Source organism: Pseudomonas sp. IT-P74, assembly GCF_949768175.1.
GTDB lineage: Bacteria > Pseudomonadota > Gammaproteobacteria > Pseudomonadales > Pseudomonadaceae > Aquipseudomonas.
The window spans coordinates 196,984-211,266 of sequence record NZ_CATKQD010000093.1 but is presented as its reverse complement, the minus strand read 5'-3'; the positions used below and the strand labels follow the sequence as shown (position 1 = coordinate 211,266).

The following is a 14,283-nucleotide window of genomic DNA, read 5'->3' as shown; positions in this document are numbered from 1 at the left end:
CCTGCTCGCGAAAAACTCGAGAACGACGCGGGGGTCAGGCTAGTCGCGTTATCGTTGACGACCATCGCGAGCATGCTCGCTCCTACAGGAAGTTGTTGGTCGCATTTCCATCAGAAGTGGAAGTTGGTACTCAGCAAAGCGGTGCGACCGGCTGCCTGGTTGGCGAAGTGAGTCGAGAACGCCTTGTCGTAGTAGGTCTCGTCGGTCAGGTTCTGCACGTTCAGTTGCAAATCGACGTTCTTGCTCAGCTTGTAGGCCGCCATCGCGTCGTAACGAACGTAGGAATCGACCATGGTGGTGTTGGCGGCACTGCCGAACACGTCGTCGACATAGAACGCACCGCCGCCAATGGTCAGCTTCGGCGTGACTTGATAGGTCGTCCACAGGCTGGCGCTGTTTTTCGGCGTGTTAGGCAATTCGTTGCCATCATTGGCTTTGTTTGCCGGCATGTCGCCGCCATCGACTTGCTCGCTGTCCATGTAGGCGTAACCGGCGAAGACCTGCCATTTGTCGGTGAGCTTGCCGGTGGCCGACAGTTCGACACCTTGAACACGGGTTTTGCCGACGTTTTCGTAAGTCGTGGTGTTGGTCTGCACACGAGCGTTTTCTTTCTCGGTGCGGAAGATGTCGGCAGTCAGGGACAGACGATCGTTCAGCAGGTCCCACTTGGTACCGATTTCGTAGTTCTTGGTGGTTTCCGGCTCCATGTCGCTTTTCAGCAGGTTGCCATTGCGATCCGGCGTGCCACCCAACGGGTTGCCTTCCGAACCTTCACCCAGGGTGTTGCCCGGTGGCGTGGCAGACGTCGCGTAGGACGCATAGATGCTGCCGTTTTCGGCGGGTTTGTACACCACACCGAACTGACCGGTAACGAATTCGCTGGTGTCATCGCCCTTGGACGTGGTCACGCTGGAACCGTTGAAGGTTTTGTAGTCGGTGTCGAAATGGTCGTAGCGCAGGCCCATGTTCACCAGCCACTGCTCGGTCAATGTCAGGGTGTCGAACACATACAGTGCGTAGGTGTTGGCCTTGGTGTCGGTGCCGGCGAAGTTGCGCGAGATGGCACCGCTCCACGGATCATTCGGGTTCGGGTTGGACAGCGAGGTGCAGTTGTAACCGCTTGGCGCGCCGATCAGGGCTGGCGAGCAGTTATTGGTTACCGCTGCCGTTCTCGGGGTGGTGTCCGTGTTGACGTTGTACGAGGATTTTTCACTTTCCTCGTGTGTGTATTCGACACCGGTGGAGAAGCTGTTCTTGAACCCGGCGATGTAGATATCACCAAACAGGTCGGTCTGGTTGGTGGTGGTCTCGGTGTTGCTCACGCGGGTATTCGCCCGACGCCAGACACTGCCGTTGTTGACGTTGCCTTTACTGTCGTCCGGCTGGGTCAGGATGTAATCCTGCATGCTGGAGCCGTGACGCAGGGTGTTCTTGATGGTCAGCGAGTCGCTCAGGTCGTGCTCGATGGCGAAGGTCGCGGTGTCGGTGCGGGTCTTGCGGAAGTCGCGATCGGTCAGACCATAGAAGTTGCTGCTGTCACCGCCGTCATTCGGCTTGTCCGGGTTGGACTTGGTACGGGCAGCCGAGCCACCGACCGGGATGGAGTACGGAATACCCGAGTCCGGCAGGTCGTTGCTTTCAAGATGGTAGTAGTCGAGGTTGACGCGAGTGTCGGTGCCCAGACCGAAGGCCAGGGACGGTGCGACACCCCAACGGTCGTAGTTGACGCTGTCACGTCCGGCGACGTTGCTCTCGTGGCTCAGCAGGTTCAGACGGCCAGCGGCGGTGTCGGTGAACTGGTAGTTGCCGTCGAAGGTGTAGCGCTGGGTCTGATCGGAGCCCCAGGTGAAACCACCGTCGAGCGAATCGCCCAGGTGAGCTTTCTTGCTGACCAGGTTGATGCTGCCGCCCGCGGCGCCACGACCACCGATGGCGGAGTTCGGGCCCTTGCTGACTTCGATCGATTCAACGGCGAAGATTTCGCGGCTCTGGGAGCCGGTATCGCGCACACCGTCCAGGTAGGTGTCGCCCTGGGCGTCGAAACCGCGGATGAACGGACGGTCGCCCTGAGGGTTACCGCCTTCACCCGCACCGAAGGTGATGCCCGGAACAGTGCGCAGCGCGTCCTGCAGGTTGAGCGAGCCGGTGTCTTTCAGAACCTGTTGCGGAACGACGGTCACCGAGCGCGGCGTGTCGATCAGCGGGGCGGTGTACTTGGGCGAGGAGGCTTTCTCGACGTTGTAGGTTGTCTCGTCCTGGGCTTCGCCGGTGATGGCGGTGGCGCCCAGCGAAATCACTTTGTCCGGTGCTTTTTCGTCGGTTTTTTCCGCCGCGAAAACCATGTGGCCCGCAGACCCGGCAGTAATCGCCATGCCGATGGCCGATGCGAGCAAACGTGGTGAACTGACCGGTACTTGTGGTTGTTGACGCGACATTTGAATTCCCCTCCCCCAGGATTTGAGGTGGCGGAATATAGGGTAAATACGTATTCGTAACAATTGCGAAATATTACTATTCGCACTGAATTTACATTCTTTACAATTTAACCTTACGGTTTTTGCTGACTCATTCGTCAGATGGGTTTTACACAGGCAATAAGAATCAATACCATTGGCATCCCTTTGTTTTCAGGTGTCTTGCCATGCTGCTGCATATTCCAGGTCTGTTCGAAAAAGACGAGGTGCGGCGCATTCGCGAGGCTCTGGAGCAAGCCGATTGGGCCGATGGCAAGATCACCGCCGGTTACCAGTCGGCCAAGGCCAAGCACAATTTGCAGTTGCCTGAAGGGCATCCGCTGGCCAAGGAGATCGGCGCGGCGATGCTGGAGCGGCTGTGGAAAAATCCGCTGTTCATGTCAGCAGCCTTGCCGCACAAAGTCTTTCCTCCGTTGCTGAACTGTTACACCGCCGGTGGCAGTTTCGACTTCCATATCGACAACGCGGTGCGTCAACCCAAGGGCAGCATCGAGCGGGTGCGTACGGATTTGTCCGCCACGCTGTTCTTCAGCGAACCGGAGGATTACGACGGCGGCGAGCTCGAAATCCAGGACACCTTCGGCACCCAACGGGTGAAGCTGCCTGCCGGTGACATGGTGCTGTACCCAGGCACCAGTCTGCACAAGGTCAACGCGGTGACGCGGGGAACGCGACTCGCCTCGTTTTTCTGGACGCAAAGCCTGGTGCGTGAAGACAGCCAGCGCGCCCTGTTGTTCGAGATGGACGGGGCCATCCAGCAACTGACCCGCGATGTGCCCGATCATCCATCGCTGATCCGCCTGACCGGTACCTATCACAACCTGTTGCGTCGCTGGGTCGAGGTGTAAGTGGCGGATTTTCGTTTACGCCGCGAGGAAATGCTCGACGGTGAGCGCCTGCGCGCGATGCTCGACGAAAGCCCGGCCCGGGCGGCCCAGGCGATTCTGATCGCGGCCCGCGAAGACGTCCTTGATGCGCAGGCGTTGCTCGGGCAGATTTTGCTGGACGGGCAGGGCATTGCTCAGGATCGGCCGCTGGCGCTGCGTTGGTTCGACATCGCCGCGCGGCGCGGGCATGTGATGGCGCGCAACATGCTTGGCCGTTGTCATGAGCATGGTTGGGGCTGTGCTGCCGATGCATCGCTAGCGGCCAGGCATTACCGACTTGCCGCCACGGCAGGGCTGGATTGGGCGATGTACAACTACGCCAATCTGCTGGCCACCGGACGCGGGGTGGTTGAGGATCAACTTCAAGCACTGAGTCTGTATCGTCGTGCGGCTGAGTCGGGCCATGCAAAATCGATGAATCTGTTGGGGCGGTATCTGGAAGAAGGGCGGGTCTGTCCGGCGGATCCGGCAGCGGCTCGTAACTGGTATCGACGTTCGGCCGAGGGCGGGGATTTTCGCGGGCAGTTCAGCTTTGCAGCGGTCTTGACCGACGAAGGGAATATCGAGGATGCATTGGTCTGGCTGCGCAAGGCGTTGGCCGGGGGGAATTTGAATTTTCTGCGAGTGGCGAGTCAGGCGTTGTCGAGCGCGACCGATCCAAGGATTCATGCACTGGCCCACGAATTTCATCATCGAGTCGTCGAATTGACCCCGGTCTCTTGAATCTTTGTGGGAGCGAGCTTGCTCGCGATGACGTCATGACATTCAACATCAATGTTGACTGACCTATCGCCATCGCGAGCAAGCTCGCTTCCACAGGGATTTGCATAAACAAAAAAACCCATGACATGTCATGGGTTTTTTGTTTTTTAGGCAGTCTTTACACGTAGAACGACTTCAGCGGCGGGAAGCCATTGAACTCGACGGCGCTGTAGCTGGTGGTATACGCACCGGTCGACAGCCAGTACAGGCGATCACCGATGGCCAGGTTCAGCGGCAGGCCGTACTTGTAGTTTTCGTACATGATGTCGGCGCTGTCGCAGGTAGGACCGGCGATGACCACTTCTTCCATCTCGCCCTTTTTCTCGGTCCAGATCGGGAACTTGATGGCTTCGTCCATGGTTTCGATCAGACCGGAGAATTTGCCCACATCCGTGTACACCCAACGCTCTACCGCGGTACGGGATTTACGTGCGACCAGTACCACTTCGCTGACCAGGATGCCGGCGTTGGCGATCAGCGAGCGGCCTGGCTCGAGGATGATTTCCGGCAGGTCATCACCGAAGTCTTCCTTCAGGAAGCGGATGATTTCCTCGGCGTAGGTTTCCAGGCTGTTGGTGCGGGTGATGTAGTTGGCCGGGAAGCCGCCGCCCATGTTGATCAGCTTCAGGTGAATGCCGTCTTCTTCCTTCAGGCGCTCGAAGATCACTTTGACCTTGGCGATCGCCGCGTCCCAGACGCTGATGTCGCGCTGTTGCGAGCCGACGTGGAACGAGATGCCGTAAGGCACCAGGCCCAGGTCGCGGGCGAGGATCAGCAGGTCCATGGCCATGTCGGTCTGGCAGCCGAATTTGCGCGACAGTGGCCAGTCGGCGGTGGTCGAGCCTTCGGTCAGGATGCGCACATAAACTTTTGCACCCGGGGCGGCCTTGGCGATGTTGCGCAGGTCGGCTTCGGAGTCGGTGGCGAACAGGCGCACGCCCTTCTCGTAGAAGTAGCGGATGTCCTTGGACTTCTTGATGGTGTTGCCGTAGCTGATGTGGTCGGCGCTGACGCCGCGATCCAGCACTTTGTCCAGCTCATAGATAGAGGCGATGTCGAAGCTCGAGCCTTTCTCTTTGAGCAGGTCGATGATCTCGACGGCCGGGTTGGCCTTGACCGCGTAGTAGACCTTGGCGAATTCGAAACCGGCGCGCAGGTCGTCATAGGCCTGGCTGATCATCGCGGTGTCGATCACCACGAACGGGGTTTCCTGTTTGTCGGCGAACGCCTTCATTTTCTGAAAGGTTTCGCGCGCGAAATAGTCTTCGACCTGGATCGACATACCTGGGAGCTCCTAATGGCAAACGAGTAAAAACAATGGGTGCAAATGAACGTCCTCCGTATCCCCACTTTGGTTCGCCTACTTCCCAAGGCATGTCGCCGAAAGCAAAAAGGCCATGGGAAGTGCAGCTTTCCCTTGGCCTTGCTGTCTCGTCGTCAGTACTTGAGCCGGATGGATCGTTTCCAGCATGGACGTTCGGCGCGAACTTTAGGGCGTGAGGGGCTTGAGATCAACAAAAAATGTCGCGTTTTTGCACTCTTCTGACGCGCGTTACGAGCATTACTCTTTGTAACCGACACAGATGACAGTCGGATGTTCCCGAGGAATTCGGAGGTGTTAAAAATACCTGCACGTTCGACGCTTTTGTACGCCAAGTCGCTAGTAACTACGATGGCGTCAACATCGGCGACGTTGTCTGCGAAAAGGTGGGCTGAGAGGGGATTTGACTATTTCAGAGCGTGTTTACGGATGGTTTTTACAGACGCCACTGTTGATATTTTTTTCCGGTATGCCGATTACCCAAAAATTGCACAAACCTTGTAGGGGCGAGCCTGCTCGCGATGGCATTTTCACTGCCAACATCGTCGTTGACTGATATTGCGCTATCGCGAGCAGGTTCACTCCTACAGGTTTTGCGTTTTTTACCGGGCGATTTGGGTGATCAGGCGACCACCGCCTCGGCCGGCGAGACGATATTTGTCTTCATCCCGCGCGACCGACCAGAGCTCAGATACGCCGCAATCGACTCCTGCGTGACCTCGCCAAGGAACACCCGCTCGGCATCCATTACCGGCAACCACGCCCGATTGAACTCGTACATGCGTGACAGCAGGATGCGCAAATGTTCGTCGTACGCCGCCGTGGCATTGAAGTCGCGTTGGTACTGCGCGCAGGTGCCGGTCTGACGGTGCAGGTCGCGACGTCGTACGTAACCCAGGGCTTTATTCTCGGCACAAGTGACCACGACATAGCGTCGGTCATGCTCGTCCATCAACTCCAGCGCTTCGGTCACCGGGGTATGCGGGCTGACGGAGGGTGCGTTGTCCGCTGCATCTTCGGCTTTCACCAACAGCAGACGCTTGAGTGTGCTGTCCTGGCCGACGAAGTTGCTGACAAATTCATCCGCCGGGTGCGCGAGCAGAGTGTCCGGGTGATCGATCTGCAGCAGCTTGCCGGCGCGGAAGATCGCGATCTTGTCGCCGAGCTTGATCGCCTCGTCGATGTCGTGGCTGACCATGATCACGGTCTTGTTCAGCGCCCGCTGCATGTCGAAGAATTCGTTCTGGATCATCTCGCGGTTGATCGGGTCGACCGCACCGAAGGGTTCGTCCATCAGCAACAGCGGCGCATCGGCGGCCAGTGCGCGAATGACGCCGATCCGCTGTTGTTGGCCACCGGACAATTCCCGTGGATAACGATTCAGGTATTGCTTGGGTTCAAGCTTGATCATGCTCATCAACTCGCGGGCGCGGTCGTGGCATTTCTGCTTGTCCCAGCCGAGCAGTTTCGGCACCACGACGATGTTCTCCTCGATGGTCATGTTCGGAAACAGGCCGATCTGCTGGATCACGTAGCCGATGTTGCGGCGCAGCGTCACTTCGTCGAGGCCGGTGGTGTCTTCGCCATTGATCAGGATCTTGCCCGAGGTCGGTTTGATCAGACGGTTGATCATTTTCAGCGTGGTGCTTTTGCCGCAACCCGATGGCCCGAGGAACACGCAGATTTCGCCTTCATTGACGGTCAGGCTTACCGAGTCCACGGCTTTCACATCTTTGCCGTTGCTTTGGAAGGTCTTGCTGAGGTTTTGAAGTTCGATCATTTCAGGAGTCCTTTTGGAGTCAGCGAGCGTTGCAGCATTTGCAGGATCAGGTCGGCGATGATCGCCAGCACGCTGACCAGTACGGCACCGACAATCAGCATCGACATGTCACTGCGGCTGATGGAAGCGAGGATGAGTACGCCCAGGCCGCCGGCGCCGATGGTGGCGGCGATGGTCATGACGCCGATGTTCATCACCACGGCGGTGCGCACACCAGCGAGGATCACCGGCACGGCGATGGGCAGTTCGACCATGCGCAGGCGCTGGCCGAAGGTCATGCCGATGCCGCGGGCGGCTTCGCGGATGCCCGGCTCGACATTGGTCAGGGCCAGGTAGGTGTTGCGCATGATCGGCAGCAGTGAGTACAGGAACACCGCGGTAATCGCCGGCATCGGCCCCAGGCCCTGGCCGAACTTGGAGTAGAACGGCAGCAGCAGGCCGAACAAGGCAATCGACGGCACGGTCAGCAGCACCGTGGCGCTGGCTTGCAAGGGGCCGGCGAGACTCGGGAAGCGCGTCATCAAAATGCCCAATGGCACGCCGACCAGAATCGCCAGGGTCACGGCAATGCCGACCAGGGTGATGTGTTGCCACGTCAGGTGTAAGACCAATGGCCAGTCGAGATGGGAAAAGGCGTTCAGGAATTCCATGACTTTTCCTCCTTAATTGATCGGGTGCTGGCGCAGAAAATCGGCGGCAACGGCGGAAGGACTTTGGTGCTCGACGTCGACCCGCGCGTTGAGTTCGCGCATGGTGTTGTCGTCGAACAGTTCAGCCAGCGGCTTGAGTTGAGCGGCCAATTGCGGATGCGCGTCGAGGTAGGCCTGACGCACCACCGGCGCGGCGGTGTAGTCCGGGAAGTAATGCTTGTCGTCTTCCAGCAGCTTCAGCTTGAAGGCGTTGAGGCGACCGTCGGTGGTGTAGACCAGGCCGGCAAACACCTGGCCGTTACGCAACGCGGTATAGACCAGGCCGGCGTCCATCTGCCGGATGTTCTTGCGGGTCAGGTTCATGTCGTAGAGCTTGACCATGCCATCCAGACCGTCCGAACGGTTGGCGAACTCGGTATCCAGCGCCACCAGGTTGTTGGTCTCGGCTTCCTTGCGCAGCACCCTGTTCAGCTCACTGATGGTGTTGATTTGCGGGTATTGGTCGGCGACGTTCTTCGGCAGGGCGAGGGCGTAGGTGTTGCTGAATTTCGACGGGGTGAGCCAGACCAGGCCTTTTTTCGCGTCGAGTTCTTTTACTCGTGCGTAGGACTGTTCGCTGTCGAGTTTTTCAGTCACATGGTTGTAGGCCACCAGCGAAACGCCGGTGTATTCCCAGAGCATGTCCAGCTGGCCACTTTCGTGGGCGCTGCGGGCCAGATTGCTGCCCAGGCCGCCGGTCACTTGCACCTCGTAACCCTTGGTGCGCAGGTACTGCGAAGTGATTTCCGCCAGCAGGGTTTGTTCGGTGAACACCCGAGCGCCGATGCGTATCAAGGGTTTGTCGGCGGCATGGGCAAATCCTGCGAACAGCAGGACGCAGCCTAGTAAAAAGCTTGATGTTTTCATGACGATTCCTTTGCCGAGGCTTAAGACGGGCGCAAGCCGCGTTCGAGCCAGAGGCGGCTGGCGAGTGTCACCAGGCCGTCGAGCAATAAGGCCAGCAGGGCGGTGCAGGCCGCGCCGAGCAGCAATTGCGGCTGATTGTTCAGGGCGATGCCAGGGAAAATCAGGCTGCCGAGACTGTTGGCGCCGATCAGGAACGCCAGCGGCGCCGTCCCGACATTGATCGCCAATGCCACGCGCACACCACCGATGATGATCGGCACCGCGTTGGGCAATTCGACTTTCCACAGCACCTGGAGCGGGGTCATGCCGATGCCGACGGCGGCTTCCTTGAGCGAACCCTGAACGTTTTTCAGGCCTTCATAGGTGTTGCGCACGATGGGCAGTAGCGAGGCGAGGAACAGGGCGAAGATGGCAGGACCGCTGCCGATGCCGAGAATGCCCAGGGCGATGGCCAGGACGGCCAGGGGCGGAACGGTGTTGCCGATGTTGAAGAACTGCATGAAGCGTTCGGCGCGGCCGACCATGGACGGGCGGCTGAGGAAGATGCCGGCAGGAATGCCCACGACAAGGGCGGCCAGCATGGAAGCGAGGACGAGAACCAGATGAGCTTGCAGGTAAAACAACAAATCGTCGCGGTAAAGTTCGATCGTGTTGATGCCGATCCATTGGATCAGCAGGGCCAGAAGGGCGATTACCAGCGCGCCTCCTATCAGCCCTTTGCCATAGTGGATAGCCACAGGCGGACTCCTTTTTTCAGTCGGCGAACACTTTTTCGTGTGGCAACGCCATTCCTGGCTGCCGAAAAAATGATCGCGAGAAGCAGCTCAAGCCGAGCGCGTTCCACTGTAGGAGCGAGCCTGCTCGCGATGGGCGTCAACGATAACGCTGGGTACTTGAATGTACGCGTTGTCTGGACGTTTTTCGCGAGCGAGCTCGCTCCTACAGAGGGTAAGCGCACGGCTTATCGAGCCATGAGCACAGCCTCGTCAGGCCGATTTGCAGGTGTTTCAGGCCCCCGACGAGTGGTCGTAACGGGGGAGTGGACGTCTCCTTGCTTTAAAAGGTTCCCATCTGAAGCAGCATTTGGCCACCCCTAATATGCTCAACGGTTCGGTTCTTGGATCAACTTGGGCTATAATCTGCGCCCTTTTTTGAATCACCTGCCAGGCGATTTCCCATGACCAAACAGGCCGCCGAAGTCGCGAAACGCCGCACTTTCGCCATTATTTCCCACCCCGATGCCGGTAAGACCACCATCACCGAGAAGCTCTTGCTGATGGGCAAGGCGATTGCGGTAGCCGGTACGGTGAAATCTCGTAAATCCGATCGCCATGCCACCTCCGACTGGATGGAAATGGAAAAGCAGCGTGGTATCTCCATTACCACGTCGGTCATGCAGTTCCCGTATCGCGAACACATGATCAACCTGCTCGACACCCCGGGCCACGAAGACTTCTCCGAAGACACCTACCGCACCCTGACAGCAGTGGACTCGGCGTTGATGGTGCTCGACGGCGGTAAAGGTGTAGAGCCACGGACCATCGCCCTGATGGACGTCTGCCGTCTGCGTGACACGCCGATCGTCAGCTTCATCAACAAACTCGACCGTGACATCCGCGACCCGATCGAACTGCTCGACGAAATCGAGGCCGTCCTCAAGATCAAGGCGGCGCCGATCACCTGGCCGATTGGTTGCTACCGCGACTTCAAGGGCGTGTATCACCTTGCCGATGACTACATCATCGTGTACACCGCCGGTCACGGCCATGAGCGCACCGATGTGAAAATCATCGAGAAGCTCGACTCCGATGAAGCCCGCGCCCATTTGGGTGACGAGTACGAGCGTTTCATCGAACAGCTGGAACTGGTGCAGGGCGCCTGCCACGAGTTCAACCAGCAGGAGTTCCTCGACGGCCAACTGACCCCGGTATTCTTCGGTACGGCACTGGGCAACTTCGGTGTCGACCACGTCCTCGACGCCGTGGTTGATTGGGCCCCCCGCCCACTGGCACGCGTGGCCAACGAGCGTACCGTGGAGCCGGTGGAAGAGAAGTTCTCGGGCTTCATCTTCAAGATCCAGGCGAACATGGACCCGAAACACCGCGACCGCATCGCCTTCATGCGTATCTGCTCCGGCAAGTACGAAAAAGGCATGAAGATGCGCCACGTGCGCACCGGCAAGGACGTGCGGATCGGCGACGCGCTGACCTTCTTCTCCTCCGAGCGTGAGCAGCTTGAAGAGGCGTTTGCCGGCGACATCATCGGCCTGCACAACCACGGCACCATCCAGATCGGCGACACCTTCAGCGAAGGCGAAGTCCTGGGTTTCACCGGCATCCCGCACTTCGCTCCGGAATTGTTCCGCCGTGTACGCCTGAAAGATCCGCTGAAATCCAAGCAACTGCGCCAGGGCCTGCAACAGCTGGCCGAAGAAGGCGCGACCCAGGTGTTCTTCCCGGAACGCAGCAACGACATCATCCTCGGCGCCGTCGGTGTGCTGCAGTTCGATGTGGTCGCCAGCCGTTTGAAGGAGGAATACAAGGTCGAGTGCTCCTACGAGCCGATCACTGTTTACTCGGCGCGCTGGATCGAATGCAGCGACAAGAAGAAGCTTGAGGAATTCTCCAACAAGGCCGTGGAAAACCTGGCACTGGACGGCGGCGGTCACCTGACCTACCTCGCGCCTACGCGGGTCAACCTGGCCCTGATGGAAGAGCGCTGGCCGGACGTGAAATTCCGTGCGACGCGTGAGCATCACTAAGCGCTGAATTGCAAAATCCAAAAGCCCCGACGTGAAAGCCTCGGGGCTTTTTATTGTCTGTTGCAATTCCCTGTAGGAGCGAGCTTGCTCGCGAAGATTCCAGCCGCGCTGCGTTTATCCGGACAGAGCGCGTCATCGTTAACGTCCATCGCGAGCGAGCTCGCTCCTACACGGTTCTTTGGTGTTAGTGGAATTGGGAATAGCCCCTATTCCAAACCAGTCTCCAAACCCTCTGCATTTTCCCCCGCTCGATAGCATCCAATCTGGAGAACCCGGCTGATCGGAACTAGATTTGACTCAGCGCCAGACAGGCACTCAACGAAAGGAAGGAATCGGCTATGAACAGATTGTTTCGCGTTTTACTGCTGTTGAAGGTGATGGTGATGTTTTCGCTCGGAACTTCGATGGCGTGGGCCGAGTGTATCGATCATGGGGAGCAGGCTTCGAGCGGGCAGGCGGGTTATGCGGGGTTGATGATCGCCAAGTCAGAATCGGAACCAGGAGATCAGGGGCAGGGTGGTGCTGACAACGACGATGACTCGACCACCGACGAGCCGGACTCCGATGAGGAAGAAGGCGACAGCCAGACCTAGTCACTCTATTGCAGGCAAAAGAAACCCCCTTCTACCTGAATGATGCGCAATCGAGGCGGAAGGGGGCGGGTTAACGCTGACTGCTTGAGCTACTCAATCCCTGTAGGAGCCAGCCTGCTGGCGATTGCGGTGTACTCGTAAACAGAAATGTTGACTGGTATGCCGCTATCGCCAGCAGGCTGGCTCCTACAGTTTTTTATGCCGCGCCGTCGAGGAATTGTTCGGCGTAGTGGCAAGCCACCTGGCGGCCGGCGAGCAGGCGCAGGGCCGGCTCTTCAGTGCTGCAACGCTCGGTGGCGTACGGGCAGCGCTTATGGAAGGCGCAGCCGGACGGCGGATTCAACGGGTTGGGCAACTCGCCGACGATCTTGATTTTCGGCTTGTCCGGATCCGGGTGGATGGCCGGCGTCGCCGACAACAGCGCCTGGGTGTAGGGGTGCAGAGGGCGGGAGTAAATGTCCTCTTTCGCCCCCATTTCCACCGGACGACCGAGGTACATCACCATCACGTGGTCGGCAACGTGGCGTACCACTGCCAGGTTGTGGGAGATGAACACATAGGCGGTGTTGAACTCCTGTTGCAAATCCATGAACAGGTTGAGCACCTGCGCCTGAATCGACACGTCCAGTGCCGAGGTCGGCTCGTCCGCCACCAGCACTTTCGGTTGCAGCATCATCGCGCGGGCCAGGGCGATCCGCTGGCGCTGACCGCCGGAGAACATGTGCGGATAACGCTGGTAGTGCTCGGGACGCAAGCCCACTTGCTTCATCATCGCCTGGACTTTCTCGCGACGTTCCGCGGCGCTCAGGTTGGTGTTGATCAGCAGCGGCTCAGCCAGTTGATCGCCGACTTTCTGCCGAGGGTTCAACGAGGCGTACGGGCTCTGGAACACCATCTGCACGTCCTTGCGCAGTTGCTTGCGCTGGGCCTTGTCGGCGCCGGCAACTTCTTGCCCGGCGATTTTCAAGGAGCCGGAGGACGGCACTTCGATCAGAGTCAGGGCACGGGCCAGGGTGGATTTGCCGCAACCCGATTCGCCGACGACAGCGAGGGTCTTGCCGGCTTCCAGTTCGAACGACACACCGTTGAGGGCGCGCACGGTGGCGTGACCCTTGAACAGGCCTCGGGACACCTCGTAGTGACGGGTCAGGTCACGGGCGGTAAGAACGACGGCCATTACGCCACCTCCTGGTTCAGCGGGTAGAAGCAGCGAGCGAGGCTGTTGCTTTTCTGGTCAAGGGCCGGACGTTGTTGACGGCAGTTGTCTTTCACGTACGGGCAGCGTGGCGACAGCAGGCAACCTTGCGGGCGGTCGTAGCGACCGGGAACGATGCCCGGCAGGGTCGACAGGCGCGAGGCGCCCAGGCTGTGTTCCGGAATCGCCTTGAGCAGCGCTTCGCTGTACGGGTGCGCCGGGATGTCGAACAGTTGCGGCACCTGACCGACTTCGACCGCTTGGCCTGCGTACATCACGCACACGCGCTGGGCGGTTTCAGCCACGACGGCGAGGTCGTGGGTGATCAGCACCAGGCCCATGTTCTGCTCTTTCTGCAAGGCCAGCAGCAGGTCCATGATCTGCGCCTGAATGGTGACGTCCAGTGCGGTGGTCGGTTCGTCGGCGATCAGCAGTTTCGGTTCGCCGGCAATTGCCATGGCAATCGCGACACGCTGGCTCATGCCACCGGACAGTTGATGCGGGTAGGCGTCCATGCGGCTAGCGGCACCCGGGATCTCGACTTTTTCCAGCAGTTCGATGGCGCGCTTGCGGGCAGCCTTGCCGGACATTTTCAGGTGCAGGCGCAGCACTTCTTCGATCTGGAAACCGACGGTGTAGCTCGGGTTCAGCGCGGTCATCGGATCCTGGAAGACCATGGACAGGTCTTTACCGACGATCTGTCGACGCTGGCGATTGTTGAGCTTGAGCATGTTCTTGCCGTCGAAATTCAGGGCGTCAGCGGTGACGATCCCCGGATGCTCGATCAGGCCCATCAGCGCCATCATGGTCACGGACTTGCCGGAGCCGGACTCGCCAACGATGGCCAGCACTTCGCCCTTGTCCACTTGCAGGTCGAGACCATCGACGACTGGCGTAGCGGTTTTGTCGCCGAAGCGAACGTTGAGATTCTTGATTTCTAGCAGTGACATGGGA

Annotated in this window: 12 protein-coding genes; 4 read left to right on the top strand and 8 right to left on the bottom strand. The window is 59.0% G+C overall.

The features are described from left to right. Positions 1-110: 110 nt before the first annotated feature. On the bottom strand, positions 111-2,435 hold the full coding sequence (locus tag ACM6J5_RS28700) for a TonB-dependent receptor (protein WP_414929778.1): 2,325 nt from the start codon (positions 2,433-2,435) through the stop codon (positions 111-113). Between the two features lie 206 nt (positions 2,436-2,641). On the opposite strand from ACM6J5_RS28700, the gene ACM6J5_RS28695 reads away from it, so the two are divergent. Next, a complete protein-coding gene (locus ACM6J5_RS28695) occupies positions 2,642-3,322 on the top strand; it encodes a Fe2+-dependent dioxygenase (RefSeq protein WP_414929777.1) in 681 nt (226 codons plus the stop codon). A gap of 30 nt (positions 3,323-3,352) precedes the next feature. Next, positions 3,353-4,084, top strand: a complete 732-nt coding sequence (locus ACM6J5_RS28690) for a tetratricopeptide repeat protein (RefSeq protein ID WP_414929823.1) — start codon at positions 3,353-3,355, stop codon at positions 4,082-4,084. A 157-nt stretch (positions 4,085-4,241) separates the two neighbouring features. Here ACM6J5_RS28690 and ACM6J5_RS28685 read toward each other — a convergent pair whose 3' ends face one another. The 5 genes from ACM6J5_RS28685 to ACM6J5_RS28665 form a co-directional block, all read right to left on the bottom strand. After that, positions 4,242-5,405 carry a type III PLP-dependent enzyme gene (locus ACM6J5_RS28685; protein ID WP_095942382.1) on the bottom strand — a complete coding sequence of 388 codons (1,164 nt, stop codon included), beginning with the start codon at positions 5,403-5,405 and terminating at the stop codon, positions 4,242-4,244. A gap of 661 nt (positions 5,406-6,066) precedes the next feature. Continuing rightward, the gene (locus ACM6J5_RS28680) at positions 6,067-7,224 is read right to left on the bottom strand and encodes a betaine/proline/choline family ABC transporter ATP-binding protein (RefSeq protein ID WP_414929776.1); all 1,158 of its coding nucleotides are present in this window, start codon (positions 7,222-7,224) and stop codon (positions 6,067-6,069) included. Continuing rightward, a complete protein-coding gene (locus tag ACM6J5_RS28675) occupies positions 7,221-7,874 on the bottom strand; it encodes an ABC transporter permease (protein ID WP_095942380.1) in 654 nt (217 codons plus the stop codon). The genes ACM6J5_RS28680 and ACM6J5_RS28675 overlap by 4 nt, the downstream gene beginning before the upstream one ends. A 12-nt stretch (positions 7,875-7,886) precedes the next feature. Further along, positions 7,887-8,780: a glycine betaine ABC transporter substrate-binding protein gene (locus tag ACM6J5_RS28670; RefSeq protein WP_414929775.1), complete on the bottom strand. Its 894-nt coding sequence runs from the start codon at positions 8,778-8,780 to the stop codon at positions 7,887-7,889. 20 nt (positions 8,781-8,800) lie between these two features. Continuing rightward, complete coding sequence (locus tag ACM6J5_RS28665; protein WP_095942378.1) at positions 8,801-9,517, bottom strand: ABC transporter permease; 717 nt, start codon at positions 9,515-9,517, stop codon at positions 8,801-8,803. 440 nt (positions 9,518-9,957) lie between these two features. Here ACM6J5_RS28665 and ACM6J5_RS28660 point away from each other — a divergent pair, with 440 nt between their 5' ends. Beyond that, the gene (locus tag ACM6J5_RS28660; RefSeq protein ID WP_095942377.1) at positions 9,958-11,541 is read left to right on the top strand and encodes a peptide chain release factor 3; all 1,584 of its coding nucleotides are present in this window, start codon (positions 9,958-9,960) and stop codon (positions 11,539-11,541) included. Between the two features lie 338 nt (positions 11,542-11,879). After that, positions 11,880-12,134, top strand: a complete 255-nt coding sequence (locus ACM6J5_RS28655) for a hypothetical protein (RefSeq protein ID WP_095942376.1) — start codon at positions 11,880-11,882, stop codon at positions 12,132-12,134. A gap of 196 nt (positions 12,135-12,330) precedes the next feature. Here the strand turns inward: ACM6J5_RS28655 and ACM6J5_RS28650 are convergent, their stop codons facing one another. Further along, on the bottom strand, positions 12,331-13,311 hold the full coding sequence (locus ACM6J5_RS28650; protein WP_414929774.1) for a peptide ABC transporter ATP-binding protein: 981 nt from the start codon (positions 13,309-13,311) through the stop codon (positions 12,331-12,333). After that, on the bottom strand, positions 13,311-14,279 hold the full coding sequence (locus ACM6J5_RS28645) for an ABC transporter ATP-binding protein (protein WP_095942374.1): 969 nt from the start codon (positions 14,277-14,279) through the stop codon (positions 13,311-13,313). Before ACM6J5_RS28645 ends, ACM6J5_RS28650 begins: the two co-directional genes overlap by 1 nt. Positions 14,280-14,283 lie beyond the last annotated feature (4 nt).